The organism is Salidesulfovibrio onnuriiensis (genome assembly GCF_008001235.1).
Taxonomy (GTDB): domain Bacteria; phylum Desulfobacterota; class Desulfovibrionia; order Desulfovibrionales; family Desulfovibrionaceae; genus Pseudodesulfovibrio; species Pseudodesulfovibrio onnuriiensis.
The window spans coordinates 2,237,689-2,256,479 of sequence record NZ_CP040751.1 but is presented as its reverse complement, the minus strand read 5'-3'; the positions used below and the strand labels follow the sequence as shown (position 1 = coordinate 2,256,479).

22 protein-coding genes, 1 tRNA gene and 1 other RNA gene are annotated in these 18,791 nt (G+C 58.6%); 13 read left to right on the top strand and 11 right to left on the bottom strand.

Features of this window, described 5'->3' with window-relative positions; all coding sequences use genetic code 11:
* The first annotated feature begins 13 nt into the window (after window positions 1-13).
* The 10 genes from FGL65_RS10095 (at window position 14) to FGL65_RS10050 (ending at window position 9,021) form a co-directional block, all read left to right on the top strand.
* Entirely contained in the window at window positions 14-910 is an 897-nt protein-coding gene (locus FGL65_RS10095) for a phosphoribosylaminoimidazolesuccinocarboxamide synthase (RefSeq protein WP_147821085.1), read from the top strand.
* A gap of 424 nt (window positions 911-1,334) precedes the next feature.
* Window positions 1,335-1,628 carry a 30S ribosomal protein S6 gene (gene rpsF, locus FGL65_RS10090; protein ID WP_147821084.1) on the top strand — a complete coding sequence of 98 codons (294 nt, stop codon included), beginning with the start codon at window positions 1,335-1,337 and terminating at the stop codon, window positions 1,626-1,628.
* Between the two features lie 12 nt (window positions 1,629-1,640).
* Entirely contained in the window at window positions 1,641-1,904 is a 264-nt protein-coding gene (gene rpsR / locus FGL65_RS10085; RefSeq protein ID WP_147821083.1) for a 30S ribosomal protein S18, read from the top strand.
* A gap of 12 nt (window positions 1,905-1,916) precedes the next feature.
* Window positions 1,917-2,465, top strand: a complete 549-nt coding sequence (gene rplI / locus FGL65_RS10080; RefSeq protein ID WP_147821082.1) for a 50S ribosomal protein L9 — start codon at window positions 1,917-1,919, stop codon at window positions 2,463-2,465.
* A 13-nt stretch (window positions 2,466-2,478) separates the two neighbouring features.
* Window positions 2,479-3,885 (top strand): replicative DNA helicase, encoded by a 1,407-nt coding sequence (dnaB, locus tag FGL65_RS10075; protein WP_250645452.1) that lies wholly within the window; start codon window positions 2,479-2,481, stop codon window positions 3,883-3,885.
* Between the two features lie 24 nt (window positions 3,886-3,909).
* The gene (locus FGL65_RS10070; protein WP_147821080.1) at window positions 3,910-5,208 is read left to right on the top strand and encodes a phenylacetate--CoA ligase family protein; all 1,299 of its coding nucleotides are present in this window, start codon (window positions 3,910-3,912) and stop codon (window positions 5,206-5,208) included.
* A gap of 3 nt (window positions 5,209-5,211) precedes the next feature.
* Window positions 5,212-5,709: a DUF456 domain-containing protein gene (locus FGL65_RS10065; RefSeq protein WP_147821079.1), complete on the top strand. Its 498-nt coding sequence runs from the start codon at window positions 5,212-5,214 to the stop codon at window positions 5,707-5,709.
* Window positions 5,710-5,883: 174 nt separating this feature from the next.
* Window positions 5,884-7,296, top strand: coding sequence for a threonine synthase (gene thrC / locus FGL65_RS10060; protein WP_187170614.1), 1,413 nt, complete (start codon window positions 5,884-5,886; stop codon window positions 7,294-7,296).
* Between the two features lie 10 nt (window positions 7,297-7,306).
* The gene (locus FGL65_RS10055; protein ID WP_147821077.1) at window positions 7,307-8,047 is read left to right on the top strand and encodes a TlyA family RNA methyltransferase; all 741 of its coding nucleotides are present in this window, start codon (window positions 7,307-7,309) and stop codon (window positions 8,045-8,047) included.
* An 89-nt stretch (window positions 8,048-8,136) separates the two neighbouring features.
* Window positions 8,137-9,021, top strand: a complete 885-nt coding sequence (locus FGL65_RS10050) for a DMT family transporter (protein ID WP_147821076.1) — start codon at window positions 8,137-8,139, stop codon at window positions 9,019-9,021.
* On the opposite strand, the gene FGL65_RS10045 is transcribed toward FGL65_RS10050, so the two are convergent.
* A complete protein-coding gene (locus tag FGL65_RS10045; protein ID WP_147821075.1) occupies window positions 9,018-9,647 on the bottom strand; it encodes a flagellar brake protein in 630 nt (209 codons plus the stop codon). The two genes, FGL65_RS10050 and FGL65_RS10045, sit on opposite strands and share 4 nt — an antisense overlap.
* On the bottom strand, window positions 9,644-10,480 hold the full coding sequence (locus FGL65_RS10040) for a rhodanese-like domain-containing protein (RefSeq protein ID WP_147821074.1): 837 nt from the start codon (window positions 10,478-10,480) through the stop codon (window positions 9,644-9,646). The genes FGL65_RS10045 and FGL65_RS10040 overlap by 4 nt, the downstream gene beginning before the upstream one ends.
* Window positions 10,481-10,582: 102 nt before the next feature.
* Between FGL65_RS10040 and FGL65_RS10035 the strand changes: the two genes are divergently transcribed.
* Both FGL65_RS10035 and FGL65_RS10030 read left to right on the top strand, forming a co-directional pair.
* Entirely contained in the window at window positions 10,583-11,065 is a 483-nt protein-coding gene (locus FGL65_RS10035) for a rhodanese-like domain-containing protein (protein WP_147821073.1), read from the top strand.
* On the top strand, window positions 11,062-11,502 hold the full coding sequence (locus tag FGL65_RS10030) for a MauE/DoxX family redox-associated membrane protein (RefSeq protein WP_147821072.1): 441 nt from the start codon (window positions 11,062-11,064) through the stop codon (window positions 11,500-11,502). The genes FGL65_RS10035 and FGL65_RS10030 overlap by 4 nt, the downstream gene beginning before the upstream one ends.
* Here FGL65_RS10030 and FGL65_RS10025 read toward each other — a convergent pair.
* The 3 genes from FGL65_RS10025 to FGL65_RS10015 form a co-directional block, all read right to left on the bottom strand.
* The gene (locus FGL65_RS10025) at window positions 11,464-12,171 is read right to left on the bottom strand and encodes a CbiQ family ECF transporter T component (protein ID WP_187170347.1); all 708 of its coding nucleotides are present in this window, start codon (window positions 12,169-12,171) and stop codon (window positions 11,464-11,466) included. The genes FGL65_RS10030 and FGL65_RS10025 overlap by 39 nt on opposite strands.
* Window positions 12,164-12,892, bottom strand: a complete 729-nt coding sequence (locus tag FGL65_RS10020) for an energy-coupling factor ABC transporter ATP-binding protein (protein WP_147821070.1) — start codon at window positions 12,890-12,892, stop codon at window positions 12,164-12,166. The genes FGL65_RS10025 and FGL65_RS10020 overlap by 8 nt, the downstream gene beginning before the upstream one ends.
* Before the next feature lie 109 nt (window positions 12,893-13,001).
* On the bottom strand, window positions 13,002-14,255 hold the full coding sequence (locus tag FGL65_RS10015; RefSeq protein WP_147821069.1) for an OmpP1/FadL family transporter: 1,254 nt from the start codon (window positions 14,253-14,255) through the stop codon (window positions 13,002-13,004).
* 296 nt (window positions 14,256-14,551) lie between these two features.
* On the opposite strand from FGL65_RS10015, the gene FGL65_RS10010 reads away from it, so the two are divergent.
* Entirely contained in the window at window positions 14,552-15,010 is a 459-nt protein-coding gene (locus FGL65_RS10010; protein ID WP_147821068.1) for a hypothetical protein, read from the top strand.
* A gap of 50 nt (window positions 15,011-15,060) precedes the next feature.
* On the opposite strand, the gene FGL65_RS10005 is transcribed toward FGL65_RS10010, so the two are convergent.
* From FGL65_RS10005 to FGL65_RS09980, 6 genes are all read right to left on the bottom strand, one after another.
* Window positions 15,061-15,810 (bottom strand): DUF4198 domain-containing protein, encoded by a 750-nt coding sequence (locus FGL65_RS10005; RefSeq protein ID WP_147821067.1) that lies wholly within the window; start codon window positions 15,808-15,810, stop codon window positions 15,061-15,063.
* Between the two features lie 130 nt (window positions 15,811-15,940).
* Entirely contained in the window at window positions 15,941-16,651 is a 711-nt protein-coding gene (locus tag FGL65_RS10000) for a bile acid:sodium symporter family protein (protein WP_147821066.1), read from the bottom strand.
* A gap of 57 nt (window positions 16,652-16,708) precedes the next feature.
* Window positions 16,709-16,804, bottom strand: an RNA gene (ffs, locus tag FGL65_RS09995) — signal recognition particle sRNA small type.
* A 97-nt stretch (window positions 16,805-16,901) separates the two neighbouring features.
* Window positions 16,902-16,993 (bottom strand) — tRNA-Ser (locus FGL65_RS09990).
* A gap of 88 nt (window positions 16,994-17,081) precedes the next feature.
* On the bottom strand, window positions 17,082-17,999 hold the full coding sequence (locus tag FGL65_RS09985) for a dihydroorotate dehydrogenase (RefSeq protein WP_147821065.1): 918 nt from the start codon (window positions 17,997-17,999) through the stop codon (window positions 17,082-17,084).
* Between the two features lie 12 nt (window positions 18,000-18,011).
* Complete coding sequence (locus tag FGL65_RS09980) at window positions 18,012-18,791, bottom strand: iron-sulfur cluster-binding protein (RefSeq protein ID WP_147821064.1); 780 nt, start codon at window positions 18,789-18,791, stop codon at window positions 18,012-18,014.

Here is an 18,791-nt window from a genome sequence, read left to right as displayed (position 1 = left end):
TCACGAGGATACCATGAAAACCGTCATCCAGACCGACATCAAGAACTACCCGCTGCTCTCGCGCGGCAAGGTCAGGGACATCTACGACATCGACGAGGAAACCCTGCTCATCGTCACCTCGGACCGCATCTCGGCCTATGACGTGGTCATGCCCGATCCCATCCCCCAGAAAGGCGTGGTGCTCAACCAGATCACCCTGTTCTGGATGGAAATGATGGGCGATATGGTGGAAAACCATATCATCGCCTCAGAAGTGGACGATTTCCCCGAACCGCTCAGGGCGTATCGCGACCAGCTCGAGGGCCGCGCAGTGCTGGTGAAAAAGGCCAAGCCCCTGCCCATCGAATGCATCGTTCGCGGCTTCATCACCGGATCCGGCTGGAGCGATTACCAAAAAACAGGCAATGTCTGCGGGCACAAGCTCCCGGAAAATCTCCAGGAATCCGAAATGTTGGAAAAGCCGATATTCACGCCATCCACCAAGGCGGAACTGGGCGAGCATGACGAGAACATCACCCTGGAAAAGGCGGCGACGCTTCTTGGCGAAGACATGATGCGCAAGGTCGAAAAACTTTCTCTGGACATCTATTCCAGAGCTCGCGACTATGCAAAGAAGCGCGGAATCCTGATCGCGGACACCAAGTTCGAGTTCGGCACCATAGGCGACCGCCTCATTCTCATAGATGAGGTGCTCACCCCGGACTCCTCCCGCTTCTGGCCCATGGAAGGATATAAGCCGGGCGCGGGTCAACCCAGCTTCGACAAGCAGTTCCTGCGCGACTGGCTGATGGACATCGGTTTCAACAAGCAGCCTCCGGGACCCGCCATCCCCGAGGACATCAACGCCCAGACCCGCTCCAAATACATCGAGGCCTACCGCCTGCTGACAGGGAGCGACCTGGACATCTAGGAGGGCGCCATGAAAGAATTGCTGATTCTGCTCGGCTGTTTCGCAGCGGGTTACTTTGCCATCACCTGGCTGGCCCCGAAGCTGGGGCTCAGCGGCAAGTGACAGGGCGCAAAGAACAGCTGCGGCTGGACGCCGCCCAAGGATAAAGAGAACAAGCAATGAAGGGAGTTCTACTCACCTTCCTGTATATTTGCATAGCCCTGGCCGTGGGGTTCTTCGTGGCCCCACGGCTCAAACTGCGCGGCTGAATGACCGGAAAGTGCGGCTGGACGCCCCGCAAAAAAACGAAAGCTGACAAGGAAAGTGAAAGGTGACATACTGCTGCCCTTGACAGTTCTTTACAAACCCAATAAGAAGCCTCTTCTTTAGCCTTGCTCTCTCTTTTCTCCGAAGAGGGGGCCAATGACCACAAGGAGGAACAAGAATGGCTAATTACGAAACCCTTCTGCTGCTCTCCCCGGAACTGGGTGAAGACGGCCGCAAGGAAATCATGGAAAAGTTGGCCGGCGTCATCTCCAGCGAAAGCGGTGAGATCGTCGAAGTCGATGAATGGGGCATGCGCACTCTGTCCTACCCGGTGCAGAAGCAGACCCGTGGTTACTACATCCGCCTCGTCTACAGCGGTCCCGGCCCGATCGTTGCCGAACTGGAACGCAACATCCGCATCACTGACGGCATCTTCAAGTTCATGACCGTCAAACTCGAAAAGGCCGCTTAAGGAGGTATAACCATGGCATTCCGCAAGAAATTCACCCCGAGGAAGAAATTCTGCCGTTTCTGCGCCGACAGCGAGCTGCCCCTGGACTACAAGCGTCCGGACATCCTGCGCGACTTCGTGACCGAACGCGGCAAGATCATTGCCCGCCGCATCACCGGCACCTGTGCAAAGCACCAGCGTCGCCTGACCACCGAGATCAAGCGCGCAAGGCAGATGGCTCTTATGTTCTACACCACCGTCCACTCCACTGACGTGAAGAAGAAGACCAACCTGTAGGAGGAGAGTCACATGAAACTTATTCTGCGTGCTGACGTCGACTCCCTGGGTCGACTCGGAGATATTGTTACCGTCAAGGCAGGCTATGGCCGCAACTACCTGATCCCTCAGGGACTGGCCATGCCCGCTTCCGTAGCCAACCAGAAGCAGTTTGACCTGGAACGCAAGAAGCTGCAGGTCATGGCTGACGCCCTCAAGGGTGAAGCCCAGGCTCTGGCAGAAAAGATCGCCGCCACCCCGGTCACCATCACCGTGCGCGTGGGCGAAGGCGACAAGCTCTACGGCTCCGTCACCGCCAGCAACATTGGCGATGCCCTGGCCGAAGCAGGCGTGGACATCGATCGCCGCAAGATCGTCATGGCTGACCCGATCCGCGCTCTGGGCGAATACGAAATCGACATCAAGCTGCATCCGGACGTTCGCGGCGAACTCAAGCTTTCCGTCGTGAAGCATGTTCGCGTCGGCGAAGAAGAAGTCGAAGAAGAAACTCCGGTTGTGGAAGAAGCAGTGGCCGAAGCCGAAGTTGCCGATGCAGAATCTGAAGAATCCGCAGAGGCCTAGAAAGCAAGGTCAGATGAATTCAACGGAAGAAGCCCTTTCGAGGGCTTCTTCCGATTTACTTCGTAAAGTCCCCCCGCACAATCTCGAAGCAGAACAGTCCGTCCTGGGCGGCGTGTTCCAGTCTCCCACCATGTTCAGTTCCCTGGTGGAAATCGTTGAGCCGGATCATTTTTATTCCCCGGCCCACAAGGTCATCTTCGAGGCATTTTCCGAACTCTACCGCACCAACAAGCCCATCGACCTGATCACGGTCTCGGACTTTCTCAATTCTCAAGGTACGTTGGATACCATCGGCGGTCCGGTCTACCTGGCCGAAATAGCCGACTCAGTGGTCAGCGCATCCAATGCGGAATACCACGCCACCATTGTTCGCGACAAAGCCATCCTGCGCGAACTCATCGACATTTCCGGCACCATCATCAGCGACTGCTACGAAGCGGCTGACGTGGATGTGGTCCTGAGCGAATCCGAAAAACGAATCTTCAAGATCGCCCAGGCCAAATCCTCCAAGAATATGCTGGCCAGCGACAAGCTGATCATCAAGGTGTTCGAGGAACTGCAGGCAAAATACGAAAACAAGTCCGCCATTACCGGTATCCCTACCGGGTATACCGATTTCGACTCTATGACTGCGGGCCTGCAGAATTCCGACCTGATCATCATTGCGGCGCGCCCCGCCATGGGGAAGACCGCCTTCGCCCTAAACATCGCCCTACGCGCCGCAGCCCGAGCCGAAGTGCCCACAGCCGTCTTCTCCCTGGAAATGGCCATGGAGCAGCTCATGGTCCGCCTTCTTTCGGTGCAGAGCCACGTGGAAATGGGCAACCTGCGAACCGGCTACCTGGACGACCAGGACTGGAGCGCGCTTTACGAGGCGGCCGACGTGCTTTCCCGCGCCCCCATTTTCATCGACGACACTCCTGCCTTGTCCACCCTGGAACTGCAGGCAAAATGCCGCCGCCTCAAGGCCGAGCACAACCTGGGCCTCATCGTGGTGGACTACCTCCAGCTCATGCGCTCCAGCGCCCGCACGGATTCACGCGAGCAGGAGATCTCCGACATTTCCCGAAGCCTCAAGGCGCTGGCCAAGGAACTCAACGTGCCGGTCATCGCTCTGTCGCAGCTCAACCGCAAGGTGGAAGAACGCACGGACAAGACTCCCATGATGTCCGACCTCCGCGAATCCGGCGCAATCGAGCAGGACGCGGACATCATCATCTTCCTCTACCGCGACGCGGCCTACAACAAGGGCGAGGACAACCCGCGCAAGAACGAGGCCGACATCATCATCGGCAAGCAGCGCAGCGGTCCCACCGGAACCTGTACGCTCTACTTCAAGAAGGAGTGCACCCTGTTCGGCAACCTGGACTCCACACCATACCCGTCCGAGTTCCCCGGAGAGATGCAAGGCAACGATTAATTTCCAAACGACCAAGGGGCAGCCATGTTCTACCATCCGTCCGAGTCTCTGAAACGCTCCGAACTGGAAAACCTGCAAGTCGAGCGCCTGCGCGCCGTCGTGGAAAACGCACGGAAGTCCCCGTTCTACGGTGAACGGCTCAAGGACTTCGACATCCGGGAACTCCAAACCGCCAGCGACATCACCAAGCTGCCCTTCACCACCAAGGACGACCTCCGTTCCCAGTACCCCTACGGGCTACTGACCCGTTCCCTGGACGACTTTGTCCGCCTGCATGCCTCCTCGGGCACCACAGGCACCCCCACAGCGGTTTTCTACACCCAGAAGGACATCGACCAATGGGCCGACCTCATGGCCCGGTCCATGTACGCCGTGGGCGTACGCCGCTCCGACGTGCTCCAGAACATGTCCGGCTACGGCCTGTTCACCGGCGGGCTCGGCATCCACTACGGCTCCGAGCGCCTCGGCTGTCTCACGGTACCCGCCGGCGCGGGCAACACCCGCCGTCAGATCAAACTCATTCGCGATTTCAGCGTCACGGTGCTGCACATCATACCCTCCTTTGCCCTCTATTTTGCGCAGAAGGTGGTGGAGGAAGGATTCGACCCAGCGGAAATGCCCTGGAAAGTGGCCCTGATCGGCGCAGAACCGCACACCGAGGAGACCCGCAGGCGCATTGAGGAACTCATGCACATCAAGGCCTACAACTCCTACGGCCTGTCGGAAATGAACGGCCCGGGCGTGGCCTTCGAATGTACCGAGCAGACCGGCATGCATGTCTGGGAAGACGCCTACATCGCCGAAATTATCGACCCCGCCACGGGCGAGCACGTTGCAGAAGGCGAAGTGGGCGAGCTGGTCATGACCACGCTGACCCGCGAGGGCATGCCCATCATCCGCTACCGCACCCGCGACCTGACCCGGTTCATCCCCGGTCAATGCGCCTGCGGCCGCACCCACCGCCGCATCGACCGCATCACGGGCCGCGCGGACGACATGCTGATCATCAAGGGAGTGAACATCTACCCCATGCAGATCGAGCAGGTGCTCATGGCCATGCCCGAGGTGGGACAGAATTACGTCATCGAACTCATCCGCGAAGGCTTCATGGACCAGATCCGCGTCAAGGTGGAGGTCAAAGAGGAATACTTCGTGGAAGACATGCGCGTGCTGCGCAACCTGCAAAAGAGCATTGCCGCACGCCTGTGCAACGAAATACTGGTCACCCCGCGTGTGGAACTGGTCATGCACGACGCCATCCCCAAGGCAGCGGGCAAGGCCGTGCGCGTTGTTGATCTCCGCGACCAGGAAAAGGACAGCTAGACCATGGAATACGTCTGGGCTTCCCTGGTAATTTCCCTGCTCATCGGCTCCCAGGTGCTGCAGGTCTTCGGTGCTCCTGCCAACTGGGTCGGCGTGGGGCTCGTGGCCCTGTGGAAATGGCTCTACCCCGCCTCCATGGATTGGCAGTTCGTGGCGCTCCTTGCAGGCATCGCACTGGTGGGAGAAATCACGGAATTCGCCCTCCAGACCTGGGGGGCCAAAAAGTACGGCGCGGGCAGGGCCGGCAACATCGGCGGCATCATCGGCGCCATTGCCGGGGCCATCATCTGTGCCCCATTTCTACTCGGCTTCGGCGCCCTGCTGGGCGCGCTGGGCGGCGCGTACCTGGGCTGCCTCATCTTCGAGATGCCGGGCAAGGACTTTGCCCAAGCCCGCCATGCAGCGCTCGGCGCATTCTGGGGCAAGGCCTTCGGCATGACCTTCAAGATGTCGCTCGGTGCGGTTATCGTGGTGCTGGGCACCCCCGCCATCTGGCCCTAGCCGACTGCCCGGAAAGGCCTTGTGCTCTGTCACGATCTCACAGCATTTTTTGTTGATTCGCAAAACGTTAGACAGTACGTCTCTACGAAAGTGCACAAACGTATTTCAGTAAACTATTACACTCATTAGGTCAGAACAGTGAATAGAAACGAATTCCCAAAGTATCGCGGCAGGATGGAATATTTCTGCCTGGGTTGCGGCAAACGGTTCCCCGCTGATGAGCTCTACTACACCTGCCCGGACTGCGGCGGCGTGTTCCTGCTGGAAAACCTGGACTTCGACAAGCTCAAGGAAACCTCCGGCGAGGAATGGCGCAAGATCTTCGATGACCGCGCGGCTACCAAGAACACCGCCCTGCGCGGCATTTTCCGTTTCTATGAACTCATGGCCCCGGTGCTGGAAGAAAAGGACATCGTTTACTTGGGCGAAGGCAATACGCCCATCATCGAGTCCAGCGAGAACCTCGGACGGGCGACACGCATGGCCACGGCCTACAAGAACGACGGCCAAAACCCCAGCGCATCCTTCAAGGATCGCGGCATGGCCTGCGCCTTCTCCTACCTGCGCTCCCTGGTACGCGCCAACGACTGGGACCAGATCCTGACCGTCTGCGCCTCCACCGGCGACACTTCGGCCGCTGCGGCCCTGTATGCCTCCTACATCGGCGGGCCCATCAAGTCCGTGGTCATCCTGCCCCACGGCAAGGTCACCCCGGCCCAGCTTTCCCAGCCGCTCGGCTCCGGAGCAACCGTGCTGGAAGTGCCCGGCGTGTTCGACGACTGCATGAAGGTGGTGGAGCACCTGGCCGACAACTACCGCGTGGCCCTGCTCAACTCCAAGAACTCCTGGCGCATCCTGGGCCAGGAATCCTACGCCTTCGAGATCGCCCAATGGTTCGACTGGAACATGGAAAACAAAAATATCTTCGTGCCCATCGGCAACGCGGGCAACATCACCGCCATCATGGCCGGTTTCCTCAAGCTCTACGAGCTTGAGATCATCGACGAACTGCCGCGCATGTTCGGCGTCCAGTCGCACCATGCCGACCCGGTCTACCGCTACTACAGCGTCGAAGACGCCCAGCAGCGCGCCTACAAGCCCGTCATCGTGACCCCGAGCGTGGCCCAGGCGGCCATGATCGGCAACCCAGTCTCCTTCCCGCGCGTGAAGCACTTTGCGGAAAAGTACGAGGCCATTGCCGGCGAAGACGCCTTCCACGTCATCCAGGTCACCGAGCAGCAGATCATGGATTCCATGATCCAGGCCAACCGCAACGGACACATCGCCTGCACCCAGGGCGGCGAATCCTTTGCAGGCGCCAAGCGCGCCCGGGAACTCGGCCTGGTCGCCAGCGACGAGCTGTGCATCCTCGACTCCACGGCCCATCATCTCAAGTTCGTGGATTTCCAGTCCATGTACTTCGAAAACACCTTCCCGGCCGAATTCGAGGTGGCCCCGGACCAGAGCCTTGCCAACAAGCCCGAACTGATCATCAGCCCGGACGAAAAGGAAAAGCTCAGCCCCGAGGAATACACCAGGGCGACCGCCGACAAGGTGGTGGCCAAGCTGGGCCTTCAGGGAAAGTAGCGGAGCATCCGTGCCCAAGAAGCGCGCCGACCAGCTCATAGCGGAACTGGGCCTTGCCGAAAGCCGTGAAAAGGCCAAACGCCTGATCATGGCGGGCAAAGTCCATTACCTGGACAAGGGCCAGAAGATCCCCGTGTCCAAGCCCGGACAGCAGTTTCCCGAGGGAACGGAATTCACGGTGCCCGGCGACGACCGTTTCGTAAGCCGGGGGGCCTACAAGCTGCTCACGGCCATCGAGCACTTCGGCCTGAAGGTGGAAGGAAAGGTGGCCCTGGACGCGGGGGCCTCCACGGGCGGTTTCACGGATTGCCTGCTCCAGCACGGGGCCTTGCGGGTCTATGCCGCAGACGTGGGCTACGGCCAGCTGCACGAGAAACTGCGCACCGACGAACGGGTCGTCAACATGGAGCGCACCAACATCCGCCACGCAGAACCCGACCTCATTCCCGAGCCCGTGGACATCATCGTGGCCGACGTATCCTTCATCTCCCTGACCAAGATCCTGCCGGCCTGCATGCAGTTCCTGCGCGAAACCGGAGAGATCGTCTGTCTGATCAAGCCCCAGTTTGAGCTGGGCCCGGGCCAGACCGACAAGGGCGTGGTCCGCGACGAGTCCCTGCGCGAGCAGGCCATCCGAATCGTCACGGGTTTCTGCGAAGAGGAACTGGGGCTCATCACGGTGGGCGTGGTTCCCTCCAAGATCAAGGGTCCCAAGGGCAATCAGGAATACCTCGCCTATTTCCGACGATAAGCCGCACAACCGTTGAGGAAAGCGCTTGCCATGCCATGGGGCCTGGCGTAGCGTCTGTGCTGCCAACCGTCTGAAAATGTGAGAGATTCATGATACAGGGTCTGATTTATTCCTTTATTTCCGCCATTGCCTTCGGCATGCTGGTCATCTTCGTCAAGCTCGGCTATCAGGCCGGTCTGGACGCCCCGGAAATGATGCAGTACCGCTTCACCTTCGGGGTGCTCATCCTCTTTTTCTGGCTGCTGTTCACGGACCGTGCCCAGCTCAAGGCCAGGCCCAAGACCCTGCTGCGCTGCGCCGCCATCGGAATATTCATCTATCCGCTCCAGGCCATTCTCTTTGCCGGGGCGGCCAAGTATATTCCAGCATCCACCACCGCCCTGATTCTCTATTTCTACCCGGTGGCCGTGACCCTGCTTTCAGCTCTTTTCTTCAAGATGAAGATAGGCCCCACCATGATCCTTTCCCTGCTGCTGGTGGTGGGCGGATGCGCCCTGGTCTTTTTCGACGCCTTCCTGCAGCAGATGAACATGACCGGCATCTCCATGGCCTTCGGCGCCATGGCGGTGTTCTCCACCTATCTCATGCTGGTGCAGGTGCTGCTCAAGGATGAAAGGCCGCTGCGCGCCACGTTCTATGTACTGCTTTTTTCGAGTCTGACGTACAACGTCCATGGCGGGCTGACGCCATATGCAAACATAACCGTGGACGGCCTGCTCATCGGCCTGGGATTGGGCCTGGTGGCCTCAGTCATCGCCGTGGCCTTCCTTTATCTGGCCATCGAAAAGGTGGGGAGCGCCTATGCCTCCATTTTCTCGAGCATCGAGCCCGTGGCCACGTTGGCTGCTGCGGCATGGCTGCTGGGGGAAAACGTCGTAATGCTCCAGGTGGGCGGAGCCGCGTTGATCATCGCCGGGATAGTGCTCCCCAATCTGCGGCTGCTTACCATCCAGCGCCGCCTGGACGAGCGCTAGTCGCCCAGCAATTCAGCGGTTTCCTTGAGGGAATCAAAAAACTCCCCGGGAGGGAACTCTTCGTTTCCCTCGAAGACAAGCCCCAGGGAAAAACGGCTGTCCTCCTGCCCAGCGCTGACCACCTTGGCCTTGAAGCTCAGCTCCATGGCACAGATGGTGTGAAAAATACCGGAAACGAAATCCCCGACCCTTACGGCCGGAGCCTCCTGGGCCGAGGCATCCACCAGGAAATGGCAACCGCTGCCGCTGATATCCACGGTAACGCCCTTCCAGGACAGTTCCTTTTTGGTAACGGTGGTACGCAGTCGGCAGCGAACCCGCTTTTCCTTGCGAAGCTCGTGCTTCTCGATGGCGTCGGGATAGCGCACAAAGACAATGGAATACGGAGTGGCCTGGTAATAGAGCACCTCCGTGCGGAATCCCATAAGGTTCCCTTCGTGCAGGTAACGGAAATCGACAATGGCCCCTTCCTGAAGCCGTTCCTTGATGCCGGGCACCAGCGGCACCCGCACGGCCACGAACTCGTCGGGCATGACCCCGATGAAACGGCAACTCATCCGTTCCCGGACCGGGGGAAACTCCAATATCATCTTTGAATACAGCTCTGTTTTCAGTCGTGTGATCATGCCTCGTCCCCGAATGCGTCCATGCGCCGCCCCAACAGCCTGAGATGAGCCTGTTCCTCGCGGGCAAGCAGCCCGAAGGCCTCCCGCGTCTCCGAATTGAGACTCGCCCGCGAACAACGCATGTAATAATCGTAGGCTTGGGATTCGATCATCATGGACAGCATGACGATGCCCTCCAGCCCTTCAAAAAGCTCTCCGTGCTCCTCCAGGAAAGTTTCGATCTCCACGCCGCCCTCGGTCATGCCCCCAGCCGTTCCGAGCACCCGGGCCTCGAATGTCGCGCGGTCTAGAGGGGCATCCTCCACTTTGGCATACATGCGGTAAAGCACGTCCTTGTGCAGCTCCTCGAACCCCGCCAACTCGACAAACAGATTCGTGGCATCCTCGCCGTCCTGTTCCTCGGCCCAGCGCAAATAGGAAAGCTGAAGGTTGTGCTCCATGTCAAAGGCCTTGGCCACGGCCTCGCCCGGAGTTTCGCTGCCCGTGAAATCAATGAGTCCGAGATCGACCGGCCCGTAGGCGGCCTGCCCCAACCAGGCGGAAGCGCCGCCCATAAGGTTGTGGACCTGTGTATAGCCGTTCCCGGCCAGAATCTTGGCGGCGGCCATGCTCCTGCCGCCGGAACGGCAATAGACGATGACAGGCTCGTCCTGCTCGAACTCATCCAGATGATCAGCCAGTTCGGGCAAGGGAGCCAGCAAGGCGCCAGGAATGTGAAAGACCTCGTACTCCCAAGGCTGACGGACATCCAACAGGGTGTATTCGTCCGGGCGCATGCCCGACATCAGCTCTTCGGCCTGTTTGGGATCAATGTTTTGGATCGCACGGCTCATAGACCCTCCGCCATTGAAAACACATTGATTTTCATTCCTGCGTTCAGTAGGTTCCCTACATTCCTACTTTCCAGCAATAGCAAATAATGAAAGATAATCAACATGATTAGGCAAACCTTCAAGGAAATTGCGCTGCTCCTGGCCGTATCGCTGGCCTTGGCGGCAACAACATACGCGGCCCGCACAGACGTTCGCGGGCTCATGGAAACACCGGCGACTCCCGTCCTGCAGGCCCCCATGAACATGCCCACCGCCCCGGTCCCCCTGACTGCGGAACAGGCATACGACCTCTTCACGCGCAAGGACGTAGTCTTCGTGGATGGCCGGGATTCCTTCGATTACGACATGGGGCACATTCCGGGCGCGATAAACATCCCGCTGCACGAAGCCCAGGCCGACCCGTCGGTGCTGGAGGTGCTGCCCCGGGGAAAGCAGCTTGTGGTCTACTGCAGCAACGAACTCTGCAATACGGCCCAGAAACTGGCCCTCATGCTCATCGACAAGGAATTCAACGCCGACATCTTTCCGGAAGGATTCCAGAAGTGGGCAGAACTGGGCAGGGAAACCGAGGGGGGCCTGCAATGAAGAAAATGACTTTCCTGCTTCGGTTCCTGCTGGGAGCAATCTTTGTCTACGCTTCCTGGGACAAGCTCATGAACCCCGTGGGGTTTGCCCAGGCCATCGGCAACTATCATATCCTGCCCGACGCGCTGATCGGCCCCGCGGCTCTCTGGCTGCCATGGCTGGAGCTTGTTGTGGGATTGGCGCTGATGGTGGGCTGGTTCCGCCACGGGGCGGCATCCGTCGCCACCGGCCTCATGGCGATTTTCACGGCTGCGGTGGCCTATAGCCACGCCCGTGGATTGGATATCAACTGCGGCTGCTTCACCACCACTCCCGAAGCGACCTCCGACATGCGCCTGGTGCTGACGCGGGACATCTGCCTGACCGTTCTCTGCGTTCTGGTTCTCTGCAGGACCCTGCTAGAGCATAAAAACGGCGGCCCCCGCCAGGGCGACTAATCCCGCGGCGACCGTATCCCGCTCCTTCCAACAGAATCCGGGCACCCAGGCAGAAGCCTCGTCCAGCCCTCGCACGGTCACGGCCAATGTCCGGTCCCATGTCTTTTGCCCCATGAACCGCAACACCATCTGCGGATATAACAAGGCCTTGCGATAAGCCGGAGCATGCGGAAAACGCATGGACAGGCAGGTACGGGCCGTGCCGAAGGCCTCTGCGCATTGGGGAAGAAAATGCGTCATGAGCGCCAGCGCCAGCGCCGGTTTCCAGGCCCGATCCCTGCCGAGAAAGGGCCTCAGGACCCAGGACAGGCTCTGGCCGAGTTGCCGCGCCGAGGTGGTCACGGCCAGCGCCAATCCCGTCAGCAGCAGCAGGAAAAGCCGGAAACCGAAAAACAGGGATCCGGACAGGACCCCACCCAGGGGCTCACCCCGGACAACTCCGAGAACGATTTTGAGCCCCATCCAGAAAAGGACAAAGAGCAGAAAACGCCTGACCAAATCCCCTGTTTCGGCGCGGAAACGACCGGCAAGGGCGAACAGAAAAAACAGAAGCACCGCACACAGGCACAGCCCCCACCACCCCGTGTTCCACAGGGCCGCTCCGAGGAGCAGAACCGCCCCGATCTTCAACCGGGGGTCGAGCGACTGAACGGCCTTGAAGTCAATCATCCCAGGGCCTGACCTTGTTCTCCAAAAGCCATGAACACGGCGGACGCACGCCATGCTCGCGCACGACATCGAGAACCTGCTCGGGAGAGCCCAGGGCAACAAGCCTGCCGCCGCTGAGCACGGCCAGCCGGTCCGCCAGGTCCACGAGGCACTCCAGGTCATGCACGGCCACCACCTGGGTCAGGCCCCTGCGCCGGTTTTCATCAATAAGACGCCGCATTTCCCGGATACCGGGATAATCGAGACCGCTGAAAGGTTCATCCAAAAGCAACACCTGCGGTTCGTCGAGCAAGGCCGCTGCAAGGCAAAGCTTCTTCTTGGTTCCCCAGGAAAGGTTCTGTACCGGTGCCTCCCAGTATTCATCCAGCCCGAAGGTACGCGCCATGGTTTTCGCCGCCTGCACGGCGCCTTCCCGCTTCTCCCGGCCCACCAGGAGATCCTCCTCCACCGTGGCCCCGATGATCTGCAGGTCGGCATCCTGCATGACAAGACGGCATTGCGGATTGACGCCCGCGCCCTTATCCCGATCTTCCCGGTTGATCACCAGAGTGCCGGACGTGGGCGAATACAACCCGGCAAGCAGGGAGAGCAGCGTGGACTTGCCGCTGCCGTTGGCCCCGGCCAAGACAAGCACCTCGCCCGGCCGGACTTCCAGGGACAAATCATAGAGGGCCGGACACTCCCTGGAGTAGGCATATGAAATATTGTCGAGACGGATCATGGACATTTCCTCATACGGACCAGTTGAGCAGCAGCACTGCCCGCTGTCAACACAAGAAAAGGCCCCTCGCCGTCTCCGGCAAGGGGCCTTTGAATTAATTGTACGCAGCCTAGAAATTATAGGTAACCGAGACTCCACCGAGGTATGCACTACTACCGGTGATGTCGGTATCATAAATGCCGGTGACAAGGGAATTGCCCCGCGCATCAATATGCCTGTCGTCCATGTTCAGGTACATCAATGACAGATCTACATTCCAATCACCGCTCTTGTACCCATAGCCGACACTGTACATGGTGCGGTCATTGGTAGGGAGCATGTAATCTTCATATCCCGTTTTGATAGGACTTTGGTCCCAGACAAATCCGAGCCGAAGCGTGTTGGCATCATTGATATCAATCTCGGTGCCGACCTGAAGTCGCCAGACGTTTTTAAAATGCTTGGCCGCATCCGTCTGAGATTGACCAAAAAAGGCCTGAGTTGCAGTCTGGCTTCCGTACCGGTACTCGATCTGCTTGTAATCGCTCCAGTTTGTGTAAATGGCGTCGACCTCGAACCGCCATACGTCCGTGGGCTCAAATGCAAGCCCAAAAGTCAGGCTGCCGGGAAGCGTTGCGCGCATGGTAAGATCTTCTTCCACGCCGGTTTCAAGTATCTTGGTTTTGCCGCTCCCAACCAGCCGTTGAGGAGTTCTATAAATGGCCCCAACGGAAAGTTTGTCCGTAAACTGGTAATGGGTGGAGATATTGCCGCCCCATGCCCAACCAGTGTTATCGAGATGCAGATCCGCATTTCTCGCAGCAGGGACAGGAGACAATGGGGATATAATTTTCCTGAGATCGAAAGAAAGCCACATGGCGTCCACGGCAGCGCCGACAGACCACTTGTCATTCACCTTGTAGGCTACGGCCGGGCTGAAGGAATGAGACTCCAAACTTGCCTTATACACATTGTAGCGCCCTTCCCAGTCATGGTCATAGTTCGTCCCCACACCATAACGAGTGTAAGCCCCAAAACCGACCCACAGATCATCGTTCACCTGGTGGGTAATATAGGCATGGGGTGGAACATACACCTTCCCTTTCGTGGATGCGGTCTCACCGTTCATTTCAACATCGGCATGAGGTTGAATAAGAGTGACACCGGCCATGGACTGAGTCCCCTCGACCCGGGTCATTGCCGACGGATTGTAGGCGATAGCCGAAGCATCATCCACGAGTGCGGTAAGCGCCCCGCCCATACCGTTTCCTCGGCTGCTCCATTCATAAAGCGCAAAACCGGCTGCATGGGCATTGGAAATGCTGACGGCGGCCAGCCCGCACGCCGTCAGCATCAGACAGAACAATAGAACAGATTTTTTCATCCTTCCCCCTTCATACGAACGGCGCGTAACTTTCTTGGTATTTGCCCCGTCTTGCACACCAAACCTCCACGGCCCCTCCGGTATACAAAACGGCGCAAAATCAGCGCCGCAGAAACTTCTGCCTTGTACCACAACCCAATGAAAAGTAAATCAGAAAAACCAATACGTTAACCAAACAGGCATTTGAAACAGCTATTTCAATCCCTCGTCAACAAAACGGAATTTCGCCATGATACGCGGCATGATTCTGGCATTCGAAAAGAAAACGGAAATCATTTCCGCAAACCGGAGTAGACATGAAACTGGAACTGGACACCAAGGAAAAAGGGTTCTCAGGCATCATGCTGGTGGGAGGTCTGGCCGGACTGCTGGAAGGCACGCTCGCTCACGGCTTTGCCCTGCACTATATTTTCCCGGGAGCGGTACTGACCATCACCACCACCTTTCTCGGCGGGCTCATGGGCTTCATCCTCAAGGACCTGCTGCGGTTGCGTCGAGGGCTCAAGCCATACTCCCCCATCCACAACGACGGCATGGTGCTCGGCGCGTTCATGGGCTCCCTGCTGGGCACCCTGGTACAGATAGCCAGCAGCGCCACCGGGGCCAACATCCTGGTGGGCAGCCTGGTAGGCAGTTGGCTGGGCGGCATTGCCGGAGCGCTTACCGACGAATACGTCTCCCCCATCCTTGCCCTGCTCCGGCACAAGGAACCCACATGGGAGAAAAACATTTTTGCCAGACTGTTTCCGCAATAAAAAAGGCCCGCTCAAGCGGGCCTTTTCAATATCTCGTTCAATCAAAACAATTATTTCATTTCCACCCAAAGCACTGCGCCGAGTTCCAGCTCGCGGCCCTTGTATTCATCGGCTGCGGTATTCAGGCCGGCAAAACCCCACCAGCCCTTCCACGGGCAGGCAAAGGTGAACACGCCGTTGCCGTCGGCCATTACTTCCTGGGTCACCATGCGCTCGTTGGGAGCATGACGCTTCCCGTCCTTGTTGTAGTACTCCACTTCCACGCGGGTATAGGGAGCGGGCTTGCCGTCAAGATAGACAACGCCCTGGAACACGTTTCCTGCGTAATTGCCGAAGGGACGGGTCAGGGGCACGATTTCCGTGCGCAGCCCCAGGGGCTGCATCCAGTCTTCGCCCTCGCCGTAGGCATCCACGTACACCTTGGTGAAGTGCTGGATGTAGTTGTTCTCGGCATCTTCCTTGTAGGGAACCGGAACATAGGCAAAGGTGTACAGACCGGGAGCCTTGGGCTTGTAGTTGGCCGTCCATGCCTGGAAATCCATGACCTTGGCTTCCTTCAGCTGGCCCAGCAGGTCCGTTTTGGTTTCATTGTCCTGGACAACGAAAAACTGCTGTGGTTTTTCCAGCACCATGCCCTGTCCTTCCATGGGATGGGAGAAGGAAAGAGTCAGGTTGATGTCGCGCTTTTTCTGGGAGACCTCATCGGTATCCGGGACCAGCATCCCGAAATGCGCACATGCGTTGGAGACCAGGGCCGCCAACAAAAACACTGCCGTCACAACAACTGCCACACGCCTCATACAGCTCCTCCAGTACCATTAGTTGTGAATATGAATCCAGACCTCTATCACTTAGACCGCATATGAATAACACAATGGTAATACAGGTCAAGCACAAACAAAAAATATTGAATCATATCGGACAGGTGTCTTAAAGGCTACCCCTCGTTCTGCGCCAGAATGTGGCCAGGAATACCCCGGAAATGTTGTGCCAGAGGCTGAACAATGCGCCGGGCAATGCCGAGGCGGCCCCAAAATACTGCGCGGCCAACGCCACGCCGAGCCCGGAGTTCTGCATTCCCACCTCTATGGCCAGGGTGCGGCAATCTGATTCGTGTTGGCCGAGCAACCTGCCGGAGACATACCCGACGGCAAGGCCCAGCCCGTTGTGCAGGGCCACCGCAAGAAAAACCAACGCGGGAAAGGCCAGCAGCGCAGCCCGGTTCAGACCGACAATACAGGCCACGAGCAGGGCGATCACTGTAATGGAAACAGAGGGAAACCAATGCAAAACAGGCTCCAGACGCTTCCGGAAAACACGGCGGAGAATGAGACCGTCAATAAGCGGGAAAACCACGGGAAGGTTGAACACATGTGCCAGGAGGATCGCCGACAGAGGCATGACCGTGAACTGCAACACCACGCCGAGTCCCACCAGTCGCCATTTACGAAAAATCTCACGGAAATCATCGAAATCGAGGGTCAGCCCCATGCCGAACATGATCACCCCGAGCCCCAGCGGAATGTGCGGCTTGATCCAGATGAAGAGTGACGGCTGCCAAAGAGACAACCCGGAAAGAATCACGGCCACGAGAATAAAGTGGCGCTCAAAAAATCGGGGAATGGATTGGAGTCTGGACATGGCGCGGCTCCCTCATGGAGTTTGCATAAAAAAACAGGGACGCTCCGAAGAGCGCCCCTGTGAGGGAAGCCAGACACCCGATAGCAACCACTACCGCTGCTCCCTTTCGGGCCTGACGGGGTTTGCGGCGATACCGCCGTCCGACTTCCCTCCACCCTTCCACTACCGTAGAGGGAAGGACTGTCTAACGCAGGCACATGCTGCCGTCAAGAAAAAGGGCCTGCATTCTGCAGGCCCATTATTCTCTCTCTGGCGGAGAGGAGAGGATTTGAACCTCCGGTACGGTTTCCCGCACACACGCTTTCCAGGCGTGCTCCTTCAGCCGGACTCGGACACCTCTCCGCGTTGGGAGATGTGTATTTAGCGAAATCACCTGCGGGTGGCAAGCAAAAATTTCACTAAAAACACATTTTTTTTCAACAACCTGAGTTTACAAGGGAAGCTCCAGACTCCCGCGGTAGTCCTCCAGGCTTTTCGCGCCGATCTCCTCCAGCAGCTTTTCCATGTCCCCGGCCAGGGAAAAGGCGAAATCCGGGCGCATGAAGTTGGCCGTCCCCACCTGCACCGCGTGCGCGCCCAGCAGGATGAACTCCAGGGCGTCCTCGGCCGAGGCAATACCGCCGATGCCCACCACGGGAACATCCACGGCGCGGCAGACCTGATGCACGCAACGCAGGGCCACGGGCTTTATTGCCGGCCCGGAAAGCCCGGCCACGACGTTGGCGATGCGCGGCCTGCGGCTGCGGATGTCCACGGACATGCCGATGAGCGTATTGATGAGCGAAAGGATGTCCGCCCCGCCGTCCACGGCCGCCCTGGCGCAGGAAACGATGTCCGCGACGTTGGGCGAAAGTTTGACCATGACAGGCTTGCTGCCCGCCCGCTTCTTGACCGCCTCCGTGACCTTGGTGATCTGCCGGGGATCCTGGCCGAAGGCCGCACCGCCCTCCTTCACGTTGGGACAGGAGACGTTCACCTCCAGGGCCGCGATCTTGTCCTCGGCCGCGAGGATGGCTCCGAGCTCGCCGAACTCCTCTGCATCGCAAGCATAAAGATTGGCGACCACGGCCACGTCCTTGCTTTTGAGCGACGGCAAGATGTTCGTGAGAAAATATTCCACGCCCGGGTTCTGAATGCCGATGGCATTGAGCATGCCGCAGGGAGTCTCGGCGATGCGCGGCATGGGATTGCCCTCGCGCGGTTTCAGGGAAAGACCCTTGGCGCAGATGCCGCCGAGCTTTTCCAGGTCGCCATAAGGCGCGAATTCAAGGCCGTTGCCGAACGTCCCCGAGGCGGTCATGACCGGATTCTTCATCTCCAGACCGCCGAAAGATACCTTCATGTTCATGATGCCGTCCTCCTAAAGCTCCACCTTGTCGGCCCAGAACACCGGCCCGTTGGTGCATACCTGCACGTACTTGTCCTTGTCGTTCTTGCAGACGCACCCCAGACAGGCGCCTACGCCGCACCCCATGTGATTCTCCAGGGAAACCTGCAGACGCGCGCCATGCTCCAGAGCGAATTTCCGCGCCGTGCGCATGAACGGGGTCGGTCCGCAGCACAGGATCAGGCCGTCCTTGTACTGCTCGATCAAAACGCCCATTTCCTTTATGATGGCCTGCAGGTCGTCGGGATTCTGCTCGACCATGCTTTGATGCCGCACGGTCGCGGTCATGGAATCGTAGGAATAGCATGCTCTCGGCATGCGGTGAGCAAAGAATAGCTTCAAATTTTCAGAGGTGGGATGCTGCTCGATATAACCACGGAACGGGGCAATGCCGATGCCACCCGCCAGCATAAGTGTGGGGGTTTCCGGCTCCACGGCGAACCCGTTGCCCAGCGGCCCCCAGACAGTGACGGAATCGCCCTTTTCAAGCTCGGCGATACGCGACGTGCCCCGGCCGACCTTCTGAATGAACAGGGTCAGGGACTTGCCGTCGGCCGAACAGATGGAGAACGGACGGCCCCAGACCAGCTCGGGCCCCCAGCTTGCGGGCCGAATCATGACGAACTGACCCGGCTTCCAGGCATCCCAATCCGGATACTCCAAAACCAATTCAAAAAAATCCCCGGGCCTTTTTGATTGACCAACGGGGACAACATCCAATACCTTCACGTTCCGGCAATCTCTTAACGACAT